The 20,989-nt window shown below is 64.6% G+C and carries 14 protein-coding genes and 5 tRNA genes; 12 read left to right on the top strand and 7 right to left on the bottom strand.

What is annotated here, in order from left to right; genetic code table 11:
* Positions 1–75 precede the first annotated feature (75 nt).
* From CLU87_RS12890 to hpnC, 7 genes are all read right to left on the bottom strand, one after another.
* Entirely contained in the window at positions 76–1,086 is a 1,011-nt protein-coding gene (locus CLU87_RS12890) for a tripartite tricarboxylate transporter substrate binding protein (protein WP_056064501.1), read from the bottom strand.
* Positions 1,087–1,255: 169 nt separating this feature from the next.
* A complete protein-coding gene (gene hpnE, locus CLU87_RS12885; RefSeq protein WP_233193871.1) occupies positions 1,256–2,551 on the bottom strand; it encodes a hydroxysqualene dehydroxylase HpnE in 1,296 nt (431 codons plus the stop codon).
* 51 nt (positions 2,552–2,602) lie between these two features.
* A complete protein-coding gene (gene hpnD / locus CLU87_RS12880) occupies positions 2,603–3,442 on the bottom strand; it encodes a presqualene diphosphate synthase HpnD (protein WP_099730679.1) in 840 nt (279 codons plus the stop codon).
* Positions 3,443–3,553: 111 nt separating this feature from the next.
* A complete protein-coding gene (locus CLU87_RS12875) occupies positions 3,554–5,065 on the bottom strand; it encodes a TRAP transporter large permease subunit (protein ID WP_099730678.1) in 1,512 nt (503 codons plus the stop codon).
* Between the two features lie 24 nt (positions 5,066–5,089).
* Complete coding sequence (locus tag CLU87_RS12870; RefSeq protein ID WP_099730677.1) at positions 5,090–5,623, bottom strand: C4-dicarboxylate ABC transporter substrate-binding protein; 534 nt, start codon at positions 5,621–5,623, stop codon at positions 5,090–5,092.
* Positions 5,624–5,689: 66 nt separating this feature from the next.
* The gene (locus tag CLU87_RS12865) at positions 5,690–7,099 is read right to left on the bottom strand and encodes an L-serine ammonia-lyase (protein ID WP_099730676.1); all 1,410 of its coding nucleotides are present in this window, start codon (positions 7,097–7,099) and stop codon (positions 5,690–5,692) included.
* Between the two features lie 314 nt (positions 7,100–7,413).
* A complete protein-coding gene (gene hpnC, locus CLU87_RS12860) occupies positions 7,414–8,322 on the bottom strand; it encodes a squalene synthase HpnC (protein ID WP_099730675.1) in 909 nt (302 codons plus the stop codon).
* A gap of 243 nt (positions 8,323–8,565) precedes the next feature.
* On the opposite strand from hpnC, the gene CLU87_RS12855 reads away from it, so the two are divergent.
* The 12 genes from CLU87_RS12855 (at position 8,566) to CLU87_RS12795 (ending at position 20,935) form a co-directional block, all read left to right on the top strand.
* Entirely contained in the window at positions 8,566–9,789 is a 1,224-nt protein-coding gene (locus CLU87_RS12855; protein WP_099732166.1) for an efflux RND transporter periplasmic adaptor subunit, read from the top strand.
* Between the two features lie 8 nt (positions 9,790–9,797).
* Positions 9,798–12,980, top strand: a complete 3,183-nt coding sequence (locus CLU87_RS12850; RefSeq protein ID WP_056064492.1) for an efflux RND transporter permease subunit — start codon at positions 9,798–9,800, stop codon at positions 12,978–12,980.
* Between the two features lie 90 nt (positions 12,981–13,070).
* Positions 13,071–13,157: transfer RNA gene (locus tag CLU87_RS12845), tRNA-Leu, on the top strand.
* Between the two features lie 75 nt (positions 13,158–13,232).
* Positions 13,233–14,546 (top strand): trigger factor, encoded by a 1,314-nt coding sequence (gene tig, locus CLU87_RS12840; RefSeq protein WP_056064489.1) that lies wholly within the window; start codon positions 13,233–13,235, stop codon positions 14,544–14,546.
* Between the two features lie 134 nt (positions 14,547–14,680).
* A complete protein-coding gene (gene clpP / locus CLU87_RS12835; protein WP_015014885.1) occupies positions 14,681–15,289 on the top strand; it encodes an ATP-dependent Clp endopeptidase proteolytic subunit ClpP in 609 nt (202 codons plus the stop codon).
* Positions 15,290–15,391: 102 nt separating this feature from the next.
* A complete protein-coding gene (clpX, locus tag CLU87_RS12830) occupies positions 15,392–16,657 on the top strand; it encodes an ATP-dependent Clp protease ATP-binding subunit ClpX (protein ID WP_056064485.1) in 1,266 nt (421 codons plus the stop codon).
* A gap of 126 nt (positions 16,658–16,783) precedes the next feature.
* A complete protein-coding gene (gene lon, locus CLU87_RS12825; RefSeq protein WP_056064482.1) occupies positions 16,784–19,222 on the top strand; it encodes an endopeptidase La in 2,439 nt (812 codons plus the stop codon).
* An 85-nt stretch (positions 19,223–19,307) separates the two neighbouring features.
* A tRNA-Gly gene (locus CLU87_RS12820) sits at positions 19,308–19,383 on the top strand.
* A gap of 58 nt (positions 19,384–19,441) precedes the next feature.
* A tRNA-Cys gene (locus CLU87_RS12815) sits at positions 19,442–19,515 on the top strand.
* Between the two features lie 181 nt (positions 19,516–19,696).
* Positions 19,697–19,772, top strand: a tRNA-Gly gene (locus CLU87_RS12810).
* Positions 19,773–19,925: 153 nt separating this feature from the next.
* A tRNA-Leu gene (locus tag CLU87_RS12805) sits at positions 19,926–20,018 on the top strand.
* Positions 20,019–20,302: 284 nt separating this feature from the next.
* A complete protein-coding gene (locus CLU87_RS12795) occupies positions 20,303–20,935 on the top strand; it encodes a DUF6806 family protein (RefSeq protein WP_056064478.1) in 633 nt (210 codons plus the stop codon).
* Positions 20,936–20,989 lie beyond the last annotated feature (54 nt).

The raw sequence follows: 20,989 nt of genomic DNA, 5'->3' as shown, positions 1-20,989 counted from the left end.
GCACTGGCTGCGTCCCCCTTCCCGACCCGCGCAGCGGGGCGAGAGAAAGGGGGAAGACGCGAAGCGGCTCAGGGGTTAGTCTGGCTTCACCTTCGCGCGCAGCAGCACCTTCTTCCAGCGCTCTTGTTCGGACGCGATGAACTGCGCGAACTGCGCTGGTGTGCCGCCAATGGCCTCGGCCGCGTCCGCGTTCAGGCGCTCCAGCGAGCCGGGGGCCTTGACGGCCTTGGCGGTCTCGGCCGCCAGCTTGTCGAGGTTGGCTGGGGCCAGGTTGGCGGGCGCCAGCATGCCGTACCACTGCGTCATCTCAAAGCCCGGAAAGCCCTGTTCGGCCACCGTGGCCACGTCGGGCAGCTGGGGCAGGCGCTTGGCCGAGCCGGTGGCGATGCAGCGCACCTTGCCGGCCTTGATGAAGGGCAGCAGGGCGGCGGCGCCCACGGCGGCGGCATCAAGGCGGCCCGAGAGCAGGTCGGTCATCATGGGGCCGGTGCCACGGTAGGGCACGTGCAGCATGAAGATATCGGCGGTCATCTTGAGGTATTCAAACGCCAAGTGGCCTGCGCTGCCGTTGCCCGCCGAGCCATAGCTGAGCTTGGCCGGGTTCTTCTTGGCGTAGGCGATGAACTCCTTGAGGTTCTTGGCGGGCACGTCGGGGTGCACCACGTACAGGCTGGGCACCTTGGCCAGCAGGCTCACGGGCTTGAAGTCCTTGTTGGCGTCGTAGGGCAGCTTGTCGAAGATGAAGGGGTTGACGGCCAGTGTGCCGATGTGGCCCAGGATCAGCGTGTGCTGGTCGTCAGAGCGCGCCACTTCACCCATGGCGATGTTGCCTGCGGCGCCCGGCTTGTTGTCCACATACACGCTCTGACCCAGCGTCTTGCCCAGCTCGGCAGCGGTGGAGCGGGCCACGATCTCCGAGCTGCCGCCCGGCGCGAACGGCACCACAAACCGCACCGACTTGGACGGCCAGGCCGCCTGGGCCGAGGCTCCAGCGGGCAGCAGGCCGCCCAGGGCCAGTGCGCCGCTGGCTCCCAGCAGATGGCGGCGGGTGGGGGACCAGAGGGCGGGGTGTTCGTGTGAAAGCATGGGGGGTGTCTCCGTCAAAACAAAAGGCCGAAAGGCCAGCGCGCACAAAGGCGAACAAGGCGCATGCGGTATGCGAGTGGCGCCATGGTGCCTGGGTCGTGCTTTCGGAATGCTGTCAGCGGGCTTGGTAGTTACCCGGGGGTGGTCTGCTGGCCCGGGTGGTGTTGTGTCAGCCCGCTGCCGCGCAGGCCGCCACGGCGGTGCCGCTGAGCACCGCGCCTTCCAGCGTCGCCGGGTAGGGGCCCACGACATAGTCGCCGCAGGCCGTCAGCCCCGGCAGCACCTGCATGGCGGGCCGCTGCAGGCCGGGGGTGCATGCAAACGTGGCGCGCTTTTCGACCACGGTCTGCACAGGGCGCAGGCCCGGCAGGCCCAGCTGTGCAGCGGCTTGCTGCAGCACCTGTTGCTCGATGAGCGCCCGGTCGCCATCGCTGGCGCTCACCACAAAGGCCAGCAACCCCTGCTGGCCGTCGAGTTGGCCCCGGTCGAACACGAACTGCGCCGGGTGCTCTGCCGTGTTGCGCAGCGCCAGCATGGGCAGGGGGAGTTGTGCGCCGCTGGCATGGGCGTAAACGGTGGTGATGGCCTCAAACCGCAAGGCACTGGCGGTGGCGCTCCAGCGGGCGGCAGCGGCCAGGCCCGCCGTGCTGGCAAGGCCCTCGACCAGGCGCGCGGACTCCCACGAGGGGCAGGCCAGGGTGATGTGGTCGAAGGATTCGGCTGCTTCGGCGCCCTGCGCTGCACCGACGGCGCCCACAGCACCCACCAATTGCCAGCGCCCGCTGGCCAGGGGCACAAGCCGCTGGATGCGTTGGCCGGTGACCACCTGGCCGCCTTGCTGCACCAGCCAGCGCACCGCAGCCTCGGGGAACAGCGCGCCCAGGTCGGTGCGTGGCAGCAACAGGTTGGAGCCGCCGCGTCCGCTGAACAGGCTGTCCTGCAGCACCCGCAAAAACACCTGGCCGCTGGCCTCGCGTGCGGGGGTGTTGAGTGCAGACACGCACAGCGGGTCGATGAACTCGGCCATCAGCCGGGGCGTGAGCGGGGCACACAGGTCTGCCACCGAGGTGTGGGGCGCGCAGCGAAAGCCGCGCAGCTGCCAGGCCGTGGCCGTGCGCAGCAAGGCGACTTTGTCTTGCCAGCCCCAGCCTTTGGCGCGCGCGATGCCCAGCAGCGCATCCAGCGGCGGGGGCAGGTCGGGCAGTTGCAGGCCCTGGCCATCGGGGAACTGCAGGGTCAGCGGCAGGCGCAGCAGCGCGGTGGCAGGGTCCATGCCCACCAGGCGCATCAGGCGCAGGCTCTCGGTGTAGGCACCGATCAGGATGTGCTGGCCGTTGTCGAGTGTGGTCACTGTGCCATCGGGCAGCACGCCCGGCACGGCGCGGGCGCGGCCGCCCACCGTGCGCGCGGCCTCTAACACGGTGACCTGGCGGCCGGCCTGCCGGTGGGCGATGGCTGCAGCCATGCCGGCCCAGCCAGCCCCGATGACGGCGACTTTCTGCGGTGCCACGCCGGGCTACATCCTGCCCAGGGCTTGCATCTTCCAGGCCAGCCAGAACTTGCGCAGCGGCGTGAGGCGGATGCGCTGGTGCAGCACCTGGAAGTTTTCGTGCTCGATCTCGCGCAGCAGGGTGCGGTAGATGCTGGCCATCATCAGGCCGGGCTTTTGGGTGCGGCGGTCCGCGTCGGGCAGCAGGGCAAAGGCCTCGTCGTACAGCCGGTGCGCGCGCTCGGCCTGAAAGCGCATGAGTGCGGTAAACCGGTCGGAGTACTGGCGCTTCAAGATCTCGTGCGCCTTCACGTCGAACTGCTGCAGCTCGCTGACCGGCAGGTAAATGCGGCCCAGCATGGCGTCTTCGCCCACGTCGCGGATGATGTTGGTGAGCTGGAACGCCAGGCCCAGCCGGTGGGCGTATTCGGTGGTGCGCGGGTCGGTCTGGCCGAAGATGCGCGCTGCGACTTCGCCCACGACGCCCGCCACCAGGTGGCAGTAGCCCTGAAGACCTGCAAAGTCGAGGTAGCGCGTCTGCTCCAGGTCCATCTGGCAGCCGTCGATCACGGCCTGCAGGTGGCGCTGTTCGATGCCGTAGTCGGCCGCCAGCGGCATCAGCGCCAGCATCACCGGGTGCGTGGGCTGGCCCGCGTAGGCCTTGGTCACTTCGGCCTGCCACCAGGCCAGCTTGGTGCGGGCCACGCCCGGGTCGCTCACTTCATCGACCACATCGTCCACTTCGCGGCAAAACGCATAGAACGCCGTGATAGCCGCGCGGCGCGGGGCAGGCAGAAAGAGAAAGGCGTAATAGAAGCTGCTGCCCGAGGCCACGGCCTTTTGCTGTACGTACTGCTGCGGTGTCATGGGGCGAGATTGTCCCATGGCGCACCGGGGCGGGCCGGTTGTCGGGGTTTGAGGTGTTTTCGGGCGGATGCGCTAGTGCCGCATGCCCTGGTTGCTATTCTAATGATAGCTTCAGGGAGGTGTTGCGGAGGCGGCGGGTGCAGGGGCTGGCGCCTCGGGTTGCGACATCTCGCGCATCAGCGCGTCCAGGTCGTCGCCCTGGATCGACATCTCGGGCAGCGTGGCGGGCGTGCTGCGCAGCCACCGCGTGGTGGCGGGCACGGCCATCACCAGGGCGATCACGCCGGCCAGGCAGAGCAGGTAGGGCGCCAGCGCACGCGCCACCGCGCCCATGGCGGGCCGGGGCGCCACCTGGGCGCGGGACAGCACCAGCGCGTAGCCCAGCGGCGGCAGCAGGAACCCCGCCTGCAGCACCAGCAAGGTGAGCGCGGCCACCCAGGCTGCGTCGTCCACCAGCGCCAGCAAAGGGGGCATGACGATGGGGATGATCAGGAAGATCAGCTCGAACGCATCGAGCACAAACGCCGAGCCCAGCAGCACGGCCAGTACCACCCCCATGGCCAGCAGGGGCTGGCCCTGCAGGGCACGCATCCATTCGGCCACCAGCACATCGGTGCCGTAGGCGCGCAGCACCAGCGAGAACGTGACCGCCGCCACCAGCAGCGCAAACAGCGCACCGGTGAGCGCCATGGCGTCGTCCAGCACCTGCGCCAGCCGCCGCAGCGTGAGCTGGCGCGACGCCACGCCCCACACCAGCAGCAGCACCCCGGCGGTGGCGGCGGCCTCTACCGCCCGCACGCGGCCGGTGGTGACCAGTGCCAGCAGGGCCACGATGAGCATGGGCACCACGCCCAACGTCCAGCGCTCGCTGCGGGTGAGGGGCACGGGTGCTAAAGATGCGGCCCCTTGATCTGCGGTGCCGCCAGTGCGGCGCTGGGCGAGCCACCAGGTCACGCCTATCCACAGCACCAGCAGCAGCGCACCGGGGGCCAGGGTGGCCTGCAGCACATCCTGGGTATTGATGATGCGGGTGCCTGCGCGGGCGCTGGCCAGCCCCAGCTGCGTGGCCAGGGTCAGGCCCTCGGTGTGGGCCCGCAGCATGGCATCGCCCAGCAGCAACAGCACCAGCGACGGCGGCACGATGATGCCCAGCGTGCTGGCCACGGCGACCAGGGCGGTGCGTCGGGCGGGCGGCATGCCTTCATTTGCCCAGGCCTGCCCGGCGGTGTGCGACAGGGTCACCAGACTGGCCCCCACCGATCCGTTCATGGGCGCCATCAGCATGCCCACGCCCAGGCCCGCCATGTCGGGCGCGGCCCGTAGCCCTACCACGCGCGCCAGCAGCTTGCGCAGCCCGCTGTACAGGCCGTTGACCAGTGCCAGGTGGTTGAGCATTGCACCCACCACGGCATACAGCACCAGCGCCTGCAGCAGATCGTGTTCGAGCAGGCCCACCACGCGCTCCGGCAGGCTGCGCAGTACCGCGCCATCAAACGCGCCCAGCGCCAGGCCCGCCACCGCGCCCAGGGTGCTGACGCCCAGCAAAACGGCGTAGGTGGCCCAGCCGGTGGTCATCATCAGCACCAGGGCCAGCACCAGCAGCAACAGGCCGATGGCGTTCATGGTATGGCGCTCATGGGACGGGACTCATGCAGGGTCCGCCGGTGCGCCAGTGGGCGCGCGCAGCGTGTGCACGGCCCGCCACAGGTCGGCCAGGGCTTGCAGGGCCAGCAGCACGGCCAGCAGCAGCAGCGCCAGCTTGATGGCGAAGTAGCCGGGGTTGGCGGTTTCAGGAAAACTCTCCAGCCCCCGCACCGACCGCCACACCGTGGGCGCGGCGTTGATGCACACAAACACCGCCCAGGGCAGAACGGCCAGGGGCGCGCCCAGCAGGCGCATGGCGCGCACCGGGCCCCGGCCCGCATGGGCAAGATCGGGGCGGCTGACCAGGTGGGCGCCGCGCCGGTCTGCATGGCGCAGGGCCACCGCCACATACAGCGCAAACAGCACCTGCGCGAGGTCGTTGGCTTGGCTGGACCCCGCGCCCCACCCGTCGCGCAACGGCCATTGCAAAAACAGCAGCAGCACGACCAGCAGCGCCAGCGGCATCACCAGCGCGCCCAGGCGGTTGAGCCAGCGCTCCAGTGGCAAGGGTGTGGGCAGGTCCGGCGGCAGATGCATGCAGGTGAAGGGGCTACGAAACGTGCCGCGAGAGGGGCTGCAATAGAGGCCGGTAGGCGGCACGGTTCAGCATTCGACCACATTCACCGCCAGCCCGCCGCGCGATGTCTCCTTGTATTTCACCTTCATGTCCGCGCCGGTTTGCATCATGGTCTTGATGACCTTGTCGAGCGAGACCACGTGCTGCCCGTCGCCGCGCAGCGCCATGCGGGCGGCGTTGATGGCCTTGATCGCGCCCATGGCGTTGCGCTCGATGCAGGGGATCTGCACCAGACCGCCCACGGGGTCGCAGGTCATGCCCAGGTTGTGCTCCATGCCGATCTCGGCCGCGTTCTCCACCTGCTCGGGCGTGCCGCCCATCACGGCGGCCAGCGCGCCAGCAGCCATGGAGCAGGCCACGCCCACTTCGCCCTGGCAGCCCACCTCAGCGCCGGAGAGCGATGCGTTCTCCTTGTAGATGATGCCGATGGCACCTGCGGTGAGCAAAAAGGTGGCAATGCCGTCGTCGTTGGCCGGGATGGGGCCCTGCAGAAAGTTGACGTAGTAGTGCAGCACGGCCGGGATCACGCCTGCCGCGCCGTTGGTGGGCGCCGTCACCACGCGGCCGCCAGCGGCGTTTTCTTCGTTCACGGCCATGGCGTACAGGTTCACCCAGTCCAGCATGGAGAGCGGGTCGCGCAGGGCGGCCTCGGGCGAGCGGCTCAGGTTCTTGTGCAGCTCGGCCGCACGCCGGCGCACATGCATGGGGCCGGGCAGGGTGCCAGTGCTGGCGCAGCCGCGCTGCACGGCGCCCGCCATGGTCTGCCAGATGGCCAGCAGCTGGCGCCTTACCTCGGCCGGGCTGCGCCAGTGCTGTTCGTTGGCGGCCATGAGCTGGGCCATGCTCAGGCCCGTAGTGCGGCACTGCGCCAGCAGCTCGGCCCCGGTGCGGAACGAGTATGGCAGGCCCTGGCCATGGCCTGCGGTATCGGCGCAGGCGCTGGCAGGCGTGTTGAGCACGCGCTGGCCCGCCGCATCGACCACAAAGCCGCCGCCCACCGAGTAGTACTCACGCATGGCGATGTCGTTGCCCTGCGCATCCAGTGCATGGAACGCCATGCCGTTGGGGTGCAGCGGCAGGCTTTTGCGGCGAAACAGCAGGTGGTCCTTTTCGACAAACGGCACGGCATGCTCGCCCAGCAACGCCAGCGTGCCGCTCTGGCGGATCTGTGCGATGGTGGGGGCGATCTGGTCGGGGTCGATGTGGTCTGGCTCGTGCCCGGCCAGACCGAGCAGCACGGCGCGGTCGGTGCCGTGGCCCACGCCGGTGGCCGAGAGGGAGCCGAACAGCTCCACGCTCACCTGGTGCACCGCCGCCAGGCCGACGGAGTCGCGCACATGGCAGGCAAACTGCCGCGCCGCAATCATGGGCCCCACGGTGTGGGAGCTGGACGGCCCGATGCCGATCTTGAAGAGGTCGAAAACGCTGACGGACATGGTGGGGGTGACCCTGGGCTCTGAGAACCAGTGTTAAAGGTGCCCCAGCGCTTGTGGCGCGCGGGCACGGGCCGGCAGGGTGGGGTGTTGGCCGCCGCCCTGCCACGGTGGCCGCGAGGCTAACCGGGTGCAGTGGCAGGGGCATGCTCGCTATCCCTGCCCCTGCCGGGTCAAGGGCGAGAGGCATCCCAATAATTTGCTATTAATTGAGTAGCAATTGGTGCATATGAATCATGCGCTACAGACCGTTTGGGCACTGGGTGCTGCGTTGGTAGGCCAGTGTGTGAGCCCGTCTTGTGGCCCATGAATCTTTCTTACATCACCAGCGCGCGGCCCAGCATCACGCACCAGTCCCACCCACGGAGCTTGGGCCGGGTGTGCAGGCTGCCTCCTTTGAGGGCCTCGACCTTGTCGAGGATGCGCAGGCCGCCTTGCACCACCAGCCGTAGCTCCCAGCCGGCGCGGCCCGGCAGGCGGTGCACCAAGGGGGCGCCGCTTTGCATCGTGGTGCGCGCCCAGTGGGCGCAGTCGGCAATCAGGCGGGCGTTCTCGCGGGTGCTTTGCAGCGCCAGCAGCTCGGACTGGCAGGCGCCATACGCCACGCAGTCGGCGCGCGGCAGGTAGTGGCGGCCCCGGGGGATGTCCACGGACAGGTCCTGCCAGAAGTTGATGAGCTGCAGCGCCGTGCAGATGGCGTCGCACTGGCGCAGTGCTTCGGCGTCGTGCACGCCATACAGGTGCAGCAGCAGCTGGCCCACGGGGTTGGCCGAGCGGCGGCAGTAGTCCAGCAGCTCGTCGCGGTCGGCGTAGCCCTCGCCGTCACGGGTTTTTTCGACGTCCTGGGCAAAGGCACTGAGCAGGTCTTCCAGCAGGGGCACGGGCAGCTGGTGGCTGCGCAATACGCCTTGCAGCGGCAAAAACACGCTGGCCCAGCGGGGCGAGGGCGCCTGGCCCTGGGCAATCGCGCGCAGATCGGCCAGGTAAGCGGCCAGGTCTGCCAGCCGGGCGGCGGGCAGGGCATCGCCTTCGTCGGCAATGTCGTCCGCCGTGCGCGCAAAGCCGTAGATGGCGGCAATCGGCTGGCGCAGGTGGGGCGGGCACAGCAGGGATGCTACGGGGAAGTTTTCGTAATGGGTGACAGGAGGTGCCACCGCATCAGTCGCAGTGGACTGTGGCGCGGAGGCTGCGTTGGGGTGGGGAGAGGGGCTGGGACGGTCGTTCACACCCCGGATTGTCGCTTGACAAGCTCAAGGGCTTCTCATAGATTACTAACCGGTCAGTCAGTAATCATAAAAACCAATCCAGTGGGGGACAAGGCGGCTGGCCCCTGCACCTGTTCACAAGCGCCCTGCATGGCTGCGGGTGGCTGGTTGGCGGGTGTCTGGTGTACTGTCGCTGCGCGGGCACTCCGGCCTGCGTCTTGCTTGCTGATCCTTGTGGCCCCTTCTTTTTTCACCGGATTTCCCATGCGCACATCCTCCGCCCTGCGGCCCTCCTCACGGCATTCCAGGCTTTTGCTGGTGCTGGCCACCGCTACCGTGCTGGCCGCCTGTTCGCGTCCCGCACCGCCTGAGGAGCCCGTGCGCTCCGTCAAGCTGATGACGGTGGGCGTGGGCGCGCTGCAGTCCAGCCTGGAGTATTCGGGCGAGGTGCGCGCGCGGGTGGAGTCGCGCCTGGGCTTTCGCGTGGCGGGCAAGATCGTGCAGCGCCAGGCCGAGCTGGGCCAGCGCGTGAAGGCCGGGCAGGTGCTGGCGCAACTGGACCCCAAGGACTACCAGCTGGCGGCTGACGCCGCGCGTGCGCAACTGGCATCGGCCACCACGCAGCGTGATCTGGCGGCGGCGGACCTCAAGCGCTACCAGGCGCTCAAGGACCAGAACTTCATCAGCGGTGCCGAGCTGGAACGCCGTGAGGCCACGCTCAAGGCCGCCCAGGCCACGCTGGACCAGGCGCGCGCGCAGCTGTCGTCGCAGGGCAACCAGGCGGCCTACACCACACTGGTGGCGGACGTGTCGGGCGTGGTGACGGGCATCGATGCCGAGCCGGGCCAGGTAGTGTCGGCAGGTGCGCCGGTGGTGCGCGTTGCGCAGGACGGCCCGCGCGACGTGGTGTTTGCTGTGCCCGAGGACAAGGTGGCGCAGATCACGACGAGCTCCGAGGTGGCTGTGCGCGGCTGGTCTGGCGGCGCGACCCTGACGGGCCGCGTGCGCGAAGTGGCTGCCAGCGCCGACGCTGCGACCCGTACCTTCCAGGTCAAGGTGGCCATTGACGCTGCGGACGCCCCAGCACTGGGCGCCACCGTGTACGCCACGCCCAAGGCACTGAGCCATGCCGGCATTGCCGCCATCAAGCTGCCCACGAGCGCGCTGCGTCAGGAGGGCCAGTCCACCGCCGTGTGGGTGTACGACCCCGCGACCAGCACCGTCAAGTCGCAGGTGGTGCAGATCGCCACGGCCGACGGCAACGATGCGGTGGTGGCAGGGGGCCTGACCCCCGGCATGCAGGTGGTGGCCACCGGCGTGCACGTGCTGTCTCCCGGGCAGAAAGTGACGGTATACCAGCCAAAAGTGGCCCAGGCGCCAGTGAGTAAAGCACAGACAGCTCCTGAATCTGTAGCAATGCCGGCGGTGCCATCGGCTGCTGCGGCCGCTGCTGCACCCGCCACCGCCACGGCCTCTGCCGCCAACTGAGGCCCGCCATGACGCAAATCCAACCCAAAGAGGGGTTCAACCTCTCCAAATGGGCGCTCGACCATCCTGCGCTCACCCGCTACCTCATGGTGGTGTTGATGCTGCTGGGCTTTGCCGCCTACTTCCAGCTGGGGCAGGACGAAGACCCTCCGTTCACCTTCCGTGCCATGGTGGTGCGCACCTACTGGCCCGGTGCCACGGCCCAGCAGGTGGCCGAGCAGGTTACCGACAAGATCGAGCGCACGCTGCAGGAAGTGCCGTACGCCGACAAGATCCGCAGCTACTCCAAGCCCGGCGAGTCACAGATCATTTTCCAGATCAAGGACTCCTCCAAGCCCGGCGACGTGGCCAACGTCTGGTACAGCGTGCGCAAGAAGGTGGGCGACATGCGCTACACCTTGCCCCAGGGCATTCAGGGCCCGTTCTTCAATGACGACTTTGGTGATGTGTATGGCGTGATCTACGCGCTGGAGTCCGAGGGATTCAGCTACGCAGAGCTCAAGCAGTTTGCCGATGACGCGCGCCAGCAGCTGCTGCGCGTGCCCGATGTGGCGAAGGTCGAGCTGTTTGGCGTGCAGGACGAAAAGCTCTTCATCGAGATCTCGCAAAAGCGCCTGTCGCAACTGGGCCTGGACATGAACCAGGTGCTGGCCCAGCTGGGCCAGCAGAACGCAGTGGAAAGCGCGGGCACCATCCAGACCCCGCAAGACCAGGTGCAGGTGCGCGTGCAAGGCCAGTTCAACGCCATCGAGGACCTGCGCGCGATGCCGATCCGTGGCCCCTCGGGCGCGCAACTGCGCCTGGGCGATATTGCCGAAGTGCAGCGCGGCTATGTGGACCCACCGGGCGTGAAGGTGCGCCACCAGGGGCGCGAGGTGATTGCGCTGGGCGTCTCCATGTCCAAGGGCGGCGACATCATTGCGCTGGGCAAGGCCCTGCACACCACCACCGACCGCATCGCTGGCACGTTGCCGGCGGGCGTGAAACTGGTCAACGTGCAAGACCAGCCCAAGGCGGTGTCCACCTCGGTGAACGAGTTTGTCAAGGTGCTGATCGAGGCCGTGGTCATCGTGCTGGCGGTGAGCTTCATCAGCCTGGGCGTCCACAAGCGGCCCGGCAACAACCCGCTGTGGAAGCGCTGGTACATCGACCCCCGCCCGGGGCTGGTGGTGGGCATCACGATCCCGCTGGTGCTGGCCGTCACGTTCCTGGCCATGTGGTACTGGGGCATCGGGCTGCACAAGATTTCGCTGGGCTCGCTCATCATCGCGCTGGGCCTGCTGGTGGACGACGCCATCATTGCGGTGGAGATGATGGTGCTCAAGCTCGAAGAGGGCTATGACAAGGTGCGCGCCGCCACCTTTGCCTACGAGATCACGGCCATGCCCATGCTCACGGGCACGCTGATCACGGCGGCGGGCTTTTTGCCCATCGGCCTGGCCAAGTCCACCACGGGTGAATACACCTTTGCCATCTTTGCCGTGACGGTGATTGCGCTGGTGCTCAGCTGGTTCGTGTCGGTCTACTTCGTTCCTTACCTCGGCACGCTGCTGCTCAAGGTGCCGCCTCACGTCTTGGCCGCTCAGGCCAACAAGGGCATCACGGACGACCCGCACGAGGTTTTTGACAGCCCGTTCTACCGCAGCTTCCGCCGTCTGGTGGACTGGTGCGTGCAGCACCGCTGGCTGACCATTGGCGCCACGGTGCTGACCTTTGCCCTGGGCATTGTCGGCATGGGCAAGGTGCAGCAGCAGTTCTTCCCGGATTCCAGCCGGCCTGAGATTCTGGTGGACATCTGGTTCCCCGAAGGCACGTCGTTCGCAGGCAACGAGGCCGTCACCAAACGCGTGGAGCAGCGCCTGCTGTCCGAGCCAGGCGTGAACACGGTGAGCACCTGGGTAGGCTCTGGCGTACCGCGTTTTTATCTGCCGCTCGATCAGGTGTTCCCGCAGAGCAACGTGTCGCAGTTCATCGTGGTGCCCCAAGACCTGAAGGTGCGCGAATCGCTGCGTGTGAAGCTGCCTGCGCTGCTGGCGCAGGAGTTCCCGGAAGTGCGCGGGCGCGTCAAGCTGCTGCCCAACGGGCCGCCCGTGCCTTATCCCGTTCAGTTCCGCGTGGTGGGACCGGATCCGCTGGTGCTGCGCGAGCGTGCGGACGAGGTCAAGGCCCAGCTGCGCCAGAACCCCAACATGCGCGGGGTGAACGACAACTGGAACGAGTCCGTGAAGGTGCTCCGCCTGGAAGTCGACCAGGCCAAGGCACGTGCCCTGGGCGTGACCAGCCAGTCCATCGCACAGGCGTCCAAGACCATTCTGTCGGGCACGCAGGTCGGCCAGTACCGCGAGGGCGACAAGCTCATCGACATCCTGCTGCGCCAGCCGCTGGATGAGCGCAACGCCATCACTGACATTGCCAACGCCTATCTGCCCACGGCCTCGGGCAAGTCGATCCCGCTCACGCAGATCGCCAAGCCCGTGTTCACCTGGGAGCCGGGCGTGATGTGGCGCGAGAACCGCGACTACGCCATCACCGTGCAGGGCGACGTGACCGAGGGCCTGCAGGGCGCCACGGTGACGGCGGCACTGCTGCCATCCCTCAAGGAGATTGAGGCCAAGTGGCGGTCGGCGGGCCAGACGGGCTACCGCATCGAGGTGGCGGGCGCCGTGGAGGAAAGCTCCAAGGGCTCGGCGTCCATCGCGGCGGGTCTCCCCATCATGCTGTTCATCACCTTCACGCTGCTCATGCTGCAACTGCACAGCTTCAGCCGTGCCATGCTGGTGTTCCTGACCGGTCCGCTGGGGCTGGCGGGTGTGGCGGCGGCGCTGTTGTTGCTCAATCGTCCCTTTGGTTTTGTGGCGCTGCTGGGGGTGATCGCGCTCATGGGCATGATCCAGCGCAATTCGGTGATCCTGATCGATCAGATCGAGCAGGACCGCGCCCGGGGCGTGCCCGCCTGGGATGCTATTGTGGAATCGGCCGTGCGCCGTTTGCGCCCCATCGTGCTCACCGCCGCTGCCGCCGTGCTGGCCATGATCCCGCTGTCGCGCAGCGTGTTCTGGGGCCCGATGGCTGTGGCCATCATGGGCGGGCTGGTGGTGGCCACGGTGCTCACGCTGCTGGCACTGCCTGCAATGTATGCGGCCTGGTTCCGTGTCAAACGACCTGCGCCAGAGGTTCCTGGTGCTGCTTGACCGACAGGGCGTCCGCATCAGGTAAAATAGAAGGTTGACCGATTTCACACAGGCGGCAGCTGCGGTTGCCGCCTGTTTGTTTGTAGAACCGCGCGGGTGGCGAAATTGGTAGACGCACCAGGTTTAGGTCCTGACGCCAGCAATGGTGTGGGGGTTCGAGTCCCCCCCCGCGCACCACCCATGTGAGACTTTGCGGAACACGGCGCTGCTGCGCTGCAGCCAGCACGATCCACATTCATAAGAGGAATAGCCATGGCCGTTACTGTTGAAACCCTTGAGAAGCTCGAGCGCAAGATCACGCTGAGCGTGCCCGTCACCCTGATCCAGTCCGAAGTGGACACGCGCCTCAAGCGCCTGGCCCGCACGGTCAAGATGGACGGTTTCCGTCCCGGCAAGGTGCCCATGAACGTGGTGGCCCAGCGTTATGGCTACTCGGTGCAGTACGAAGTGCTGAACGACAAGGTGGGTGAGGCCTTTGCCGTGGCTGCGAATGAAGCCAACCTGCGTGTTGCTGGCCAGCCCCGCATCACTGAAAAGGAAGGCGCTCCCGAAGGTCAGGTGACTTTTGACGCCATCTTCGAAGTGTTCCCCGAAGTCAAGATTGCTGACCTGTCTGACGCCGAAGTTGAAAAACTGTCGTCCGAAGTGACCGACAGCGCCATCGACAAGACCATCGACATCCTGCGCAAGCAGCGCCGCAGCTTCGCCCAGCGCGCCATTGACGCCGCTGCGCAAGACGGTGACCGCGTGACCGTGGACTTCGAAGGCAAGATCGACGGCGAACCCTTTGACGGCGGCAAGGCCGAAGACTTCCAGTTCCTGGTCGGCGAAGGCCAGATGCTCAAGGAGTTCGAAGACGCGGTGCGTGGCATGAAGTCCGGCGAAAGCAAGACTTTCCCCTTGGCGTTCCCTGCCGAATACCACGGCAAGGACGTCGCTGGCAAAACCGCTGACTTCCTTGTGACCATCAAGAAGATTGAAGCGGCCCACCTGCCCGAAGTGAATGATGCTCTGGCCAAGTCACTGGGCATTGCCGACGGTTCCGTGGATGGCCTGCGCGCCGACATCAAGAAGAACCTGGAGCGCGAAGTCAAGTTCCGCTTGCTGGCTCGCAACAAGGCTGCCGTGATGGACGCCCTGGTGTCCAAGGCCGAGTTGGATCTGCCCAATTCCAGCATCCAGGCTGAAATCGCCCGCCTGATGGAAGGTGCCCGCGCTGAACTCAAGCAACGCGGCATCAAGGACGCCGACAAGGCCGAGATCCCTGAAGACGTGTTCCGTCCCCAGGCAGAGCGCCGTGTGCGCCTGGGCCTGGTGCTGGCCGAGCTGGTGCGCGCCAATGAGCTGCAGGCCAAGCCCGAGCAGCTCAAGGCCCACATCGACGAGCTGGCCGCCAGCTACGAGAAGCCCGAAGACGTGGTGCGTTGGTACTTCGGCGACCGCCAGCGTCTGGCCGAAGTCGAAGCCGTTGTCATCGAAAATAACGTGACCGAATTCGTGCTGTCCAAGGCCAAGGTGGTCGAAAAGGCCATTTCCTTCGACGACCTGATGGCGCAGCAGGGCTGATAGGCACTCGGGCCGGGTGTTCTGCCTCGTGCAACTACCCGGTTCTGGTTGTCAAGACACACCAGGGGCTTGTGCTTTCGTGCACAAGCCCCAATTCATTTCTGGGTACAGTACCTGCTTGACTGGAGAAATACATGAGCGCATTGGAAACACAAGGCCTGGGCATGGTCCCCATGGTCATCGAGCAGTCGGGCCGTGGCGAACGGTCCTATGACATCTACTCGCGCCTGCTCAAGGAGCGCGTGATTTTTCTGGTGGGCCCGGTCAATGACCAGACCGCCAACCTGGTGGTGGCACAGCTGCTGTTCCTGGAAAGTGAAAACCCGGACAAGGACATCTCGTTCTACATCAACTCGCCCGGTGGTTCGGTGAGCGCCGGTATGGCGATTTTTGACACCATGAACTTCATCAAGCCCGATGTCTCGACCCTTTGCACGGGCATGGCGGCCAGCATGGGTGCGTTCCTGTTGGCGGCGGGCGCCAAGGGCAAGCGTTTTGCGCTGCCCAATTCCAAGGTCATGATCCATCAGCCATTGGGCGGCATGCAGGGCCAAGCCACCGAGATCGAGATCCACGCCCGCGAGATCCTCAAGACCCGCGAGCAGCTCAACAAGATCCTTGCTGAGCGCACCGGACAGCCGCTGGAGAAGATCCAGCGAGACACCGAGCGTGACTATTTTCTCTCGGCCGACGAGGCCAAGGACTATGGTTTGGTCGATCAAGTGATCAGCCAACGCGCCTGATCGCCCGAGGGCGACGAAGCGGCGTTTTCCCGAGGGGAAGACGCCGTTTTTTATTTGGTTATCATCCCGACAACTTTCCGAAACAAGCAAGGCATTGCCCCCATGGCCGAGAAAAAAGGCTCTTCCAGCGAAAAAACCCTTTACTGCTCTTTTTGCGGCAAAAGCCAGCATGAAGTGAAGAAGCTGATCGCCGGTCCGTCGGTCTTTATCTGCGACGAGTGCATTGACCTGTGCAACGAGATCATCCGCGACGAACTGCCTGCTGGGGACTTGGCCCGCGAAGGCCGCAGTGACCTGCCCACGCCGGTCGAGATCAAGGCCAATCTGGACAACTATGTGATTGGCCAGGATGTTGCCAAGCGCACGCTGGCGGTGGCGGTGTACAACCACTACAAGCGCCTGCGCCACAAGGACAAGGCCCACAAGGACGATGTGGAGCTGTCCAAGAGCAATATCCTGCTGATCGGCCCTACGGGCTCGGGCAAGACCTTGCTGGCGCAGACCCTGGCACGCATGCTGGATGTTCCTTTTGTGATGGCCGATGCCACCACGCTGACCGAAGCCGGCTATGTGGGCGAGGACGTGGAAAACATCGTCCAGAAGCTGCTGCAAAGTTGCAACTACGAAGTCGAGCGCGCCCAGCGCGGTATTGTCTATATCGATGAAATCGACAAGATTTCGCGCAAATCCGACAACCCCAGCATCACGCGCGATGTGTCGGGCGAGGGCGTGCAGCAGGCGCTGCTCAAGCTCATCGAGGGCACCATGGCCAGCGTGCCGCCCCAGGGCGGGCGCAAGCACCCGAACCAGGACTTCCTGCAGATCGACACAACCAACATCCTGTTCATCTGCGGTGGCGCGTTTGCAGGGCTGGAAAAGGTCATCGAGAACCGCACCGAGGCCTCAGGCATCGGCTTTGGCGCATCGGTCAAAAGCAAGAAGCAGCGCTCGCTGACCGAAGTGTTCACCGAGATCGAGCCCGAAGACCTGATCAAGTTCGGGCTGATTCCTGAACTGGTGGGCCGTATGCCTGTGGTGACTGCCTTGGCTGAACTGAGTGAAGATGCGTTGGTGCAGATCCTGACCGAGCCGAAGAACGCGCTGGTCAAGCAGTACAGCAAGCTCCTGGCCATGGAAGGCGTGGACTTGGAAATTCGCCCTGCTGCCCTGAAAGCCATTGCCCGCAAGGCGCTGGCCCGCAAGACGGGCGCGCGAGGTCTGCGTTCCATCCTGGAGCAATCGCTGATCGGCACGATGTTCGACCTGCCCAACACCAGCAACGTCGAAAAGGTGGTGGTGGACGAATCCACCATCGAAGAAAACAAGCCGCCGCTGCTCGTGTACCGCGAAGCGGCCAAGAAGGCCTGAGAAGACCGGAGCGGGCGCCATGTTGTCGCCCTTTGAACCATCAACCCTTGCGCCAGTACGGCTGCGTGCAAGGGTTGAAAATCCCCACATGTGGACCCACTTCCACAGAGTACTTCGAGGATTTCCATGTCCGGACATACCCCCCTGCCAGCCACCCCTATTGACCTGCCGCTGTTGCCTTTGCGCGATGTGGTGGTGTTCCCTCACATGGTGATCCCGCTATTCGTGGGTCGCCCCAAGAGCATCAAGGCCCTTGAGATGGCCATGGAGGCTGATCGCCGCATCATGCTGGTGGCCCAAAAAGCTGCCGCCAAGGATGAGCCCTCGGTGGCTGACATGTTCGATGTGGGCTGTGTCTCCACCATCTTGCAGATGCTCAAGCTGCCCGACGGCACCGTGAAGGTGCTGGTGGAAGGCCAGCAGCGTGCTCTGGTGGCTTCCATTGAAGATGCCGAAACGCATTTCATGGCCACCGTGACACCGGTGGAGGCGACTCCCGACGCCAATAAGCCCAGCGAAATCGAGGCCCTGCGTCGCGCAGTGATGCAGCAGTTTGACCAGTACGTCAAACTCAACAAGAAGATCCCGCCCGAGATCCTGACTTCCATCTCCAGCATTGACGATCCAGGTCGACTGGCAGACACCATTGCTGCACACCTGCCTCTCAAGCTCGAGAACAAGCAGGTGGTGCTGGATCTTTCGGATGTAAAGGCGCGCCTCGAAAACCTGTTCGAGCAGCTCGATCGCGAAGTGGACATCCTGAACGTCGACAAAAAGATCCGTGGCCGCGTGAAGCGCCAGATGGAGAAGAACCAGCGCGACTTCTATCTGAACGAGCAAGTCAAGGCCATCCAGAAGGAACTGGGTGAGGGCGACGAAGGCGCCGACATCGAGGAGATCGAGAAAAAGATCAAGCTCGCCAAGATGCCGGCCGAGGCACGCAAGAAGGCTGACGCCGAACTCAAGAAGCTCAAGCTGATGTCGCCCATGTCGGCCGAGGCGACAGTGGTGCGCAACTACATCGACGTGCTCACCGCGCTGCCTTGGAGCAAGAAGACCAAGATCAAGCACGACCTTGTGAATGCCGAGGGCGTCCTCAACGAAGACCATTACGGCCTCGACAAGGTCAAGGACCGCATCCTTGAATACCTCGCGGTACAGCAGCGCGTGGACAAGGTGAAAGCGCCCATCCTGTGCTTGGTGGGCCCTCCTGGCGTAGGCAAGACCTCGCTGGGGCAATCGATCGCCAAGGCCACTGGTCGCAAGTACGTGCGCATGGCCCTGGGCGGCATGCGCGACGAGGCCGAGATCCGCGGGCATCGCCGCACCTACATCGGTGCGCTGCCAGGCAAGGTGCTGCAGAGCCTGTCGAAGGTGGGCACGCGCAATCCGCTGTTCCTGCTGGACGAGATCGACAAGCTGGGTACTGACTTCCGGGGCGATCCGTCGAGCGCTCTGTTGGAGGTGCTGGACCCCGAGCAGAACCACACCTTTGGCGACCACTACGTCGAGGTGGACTTCGACCTGAGCGATGTGATGTTCGTCGCCACGTCGAATTCGATGAACATCCCGCCTGCATTGCTCGACCGCATGGAGGTGATTCGCCTGTCGGGCTACACCGAAGACGAGAAAACCAGCATCGCCATGAAGTACTTGCTGCCCAAGCAGCTCAAGAACAATGGTGTGAAGGACGAAGAACTGCTCATCACCGAGCCTGCAGTGCGCGACATGGTGCGTTATTACACCCGTGAAGCGGGTGTGCGTTCGCTCGAGCGCGAGCTGTCCAAAATTTGCCGCAAGGTGGTCAAGGGCCTGCAGCTCAAGAAACTGGAGCCGCAGGTGGTGGTCACGGCTGACAACCTGCCGGACTTTTTGGGCGTGCGCAAGTACACCTATGGCCGTGCGGAGCTGCAAAATCAGGTGGGGCAGGTAGTAGGCCTGGCCTGGACCGAGGTGGGTGGAGATCTGTTGACCATCGAGGCGGCCATCATGCCGGGCAAGGGTGTGATTACGCGCACGGGTTCGCTGGGTGATGTGATGAAGGAATCCGTGGAGGCTGCCCGTACGGTGGTACGCAGCCGCGCGCGCATGCTGGGTATCAAGGATGAAACGTTCGAAAAGCGCGACATCCACATTCACGTGCCAGACGGTGCCACCCCCAAGGACGGCCCCAGCGCGGGGGCTGCGATGACTACCGCGTTTGTTTCTGCGCTCACGGGTATCCCTGTGCGCGGCGATGTGGCCATGACAGGCGAGATCACGCTGCGTGGCGAGGTGACGGCCATTGGTGGCCTTAAGGAAAAGCTGCTGGCCGCATTGCGTGGTGGCATCAAGACCGTGCTGATCCCTGAAGAGAACGTGAAGGACCTCGCCGAGATTCCGGACAACGTGAAGAGCGGCCTGGAGATCGTGCCCGTGCGGTGGATCGACAAGGTGCTGGAAGTTGCTTTGGAGAGCAAGCCCGTGCCGCTGACGGATGAAGAGGTTGCGGTGGCTGCTGCGGTGCCTGTGTCGACGGACAAGGCAGCGGTGTCATCCGCCACGGCCGATGGATTGAAACATTGAAGCAATTTTTTTGGGAACTCCCAAAAAATGCGCTACAATTCACTCCATCGCAGCAAACGTTGTACAATGTAAGGCTTCGGTAAATGCGGGAATAGCTCAGTTGGTAGAGCGCAACCTTGCCAAGGTTGAGGTCGAGAGTTCGAGACTCTTTTCCCGCTCCAATTTCCACAAAAAGGGAAGCAGTTGCTTCCCTTTTTTGTCAGAGGAATGAGAGTTCCTGGCGCGGTAGCAAAGCGGTTATGCCCCGGATTGCAAATCCGGTCAGTCCGGTTCGACTCCGGACCGCGCCTCCAGATATGGTCTGCAGCAGTGAAGCGATCAAAGCCCCTGGGCTGAGACGCTCGCAGGGATCGTGTCGATGGATGGTAGTTGGATAGAAATTTTTTGGCTTGCAATCGAATACGGCCAAAAATAGTTATATAATTTGAGGCTTGCTGATAAGCACTAACGGAAACGTTAGAGAAATCAGAAAATGCGGGAATAGCTCAGTTGGTAGAGCGCAACCTTGCCAAGGTTGAGGTCGAGAGTTCGAGACTCTTTTCCCGCTCCATATTTGAAAAGGGAAGCTTAGGCTTCCCTTTTTTCTTGGTGGTTCGGAGCGTGCTGTTGTCAAACAGCGGTCCCGACCAGAGATGCGACAGGGCATTGCGCGCACGCGCTGCCCGGGTTACGCTGCAACGCAGGTATGCGCTCAGCAGCCGGCGCCCCGATGGTGAAATTGGTAGACACTGCGGACTTAAAATCCGCCGCTTTCCTGAAAAGGGGCGTGCCGGTTCGACCCCGGCTCGGGGCACCACGAAGAGCCTGTTCAATGTTTTTTTGGAGTCGCACAAGTGCCTTGCCGGGATGAGATGCAAGGCGCGGTGTGCAGTGGATAGCCCGGCTATCCACAAGCGCCGCAACGCAGCAGACCGCCCGGTAAGGCACTTGCCCGAAGGGTTGGAGTGAAATCGGGCGATTGGAAGCCCCGGCTGCTTGCATGGGCACTAGCCCATGCGGCGCATCCGAAGCATCCACTCATCCCGATTGCACTCCAATGCGAATTCCAAAAGAACATTGAACAGGCTCTAGGATTCAATCATGTCAAGTTACAACGCTCCCTTCGAAATCCACGTCCACGGACAGGTTCTCTTGCGTGCTGATGTCAGTTTTGACCAGCTCCAGGAGGCGCTCAAACCCCTGTGGAAGTACGCTGGAGCCCGTTCGCTGGCCGATGGCGCGGCCAGTGCTTATGAGGAAGAACCTGGCATCAAGTACGACGCGCAGGAGCACTTGCTGCAGATGTGCTGGACGGTACGGGGTGACGAGGATTTCCGCCAGTCGCTCGACGAGATGTGCATGAGCCTCAATGAGCTGGCGGAGCAAGGCGCGGCCATCGAGGTCACCTTCTACGACACCGACTTTGATGAAGACGAAGAAGAGCAGGGCGCCGAGTCGCGCGATGACTTCGTGATGCTTTTCGTCGGCCCCACGCCCGCTGCCATCATGCAGGTGCAGCGTGATCTGCTGGTGCAAGACGTGGTGAACATGATGGAGCGCCACTTTGATGGCGCCGAGTTAGGGGGCGTGGTCGCAGAGATCGACAAGCTGTTCAGTCAGCGTTTTGATGCCCTGGTGAACTCCCTGGAGATCGGCAAGCCCCCGCGTGGCCCCGGCGGCCCAGGTGGTGGTCACGGCGGTGGTGGTGGCCGTCGTCCGCGCCACTTGCACTGACCTGCGTGAGCGTGCTGCGCTGAGTGGTGGTGCGCGCCATTCCGCGCATCGCCC

Origin of the sequence: Acidovorax sp. 59, from assembly GCF_002754175.1 — a bacterium.
Taxonomy (GTDB): Bacteria; Pseudomonadota; Gammaproteobacteria; order Burkholderiales; family Burkholderiaceae_C; genus Acidovorax; species Acidovorax delafieldii.
This window is presented reverse-complemented; position numbering and strand designations above follow the sequence as displayed.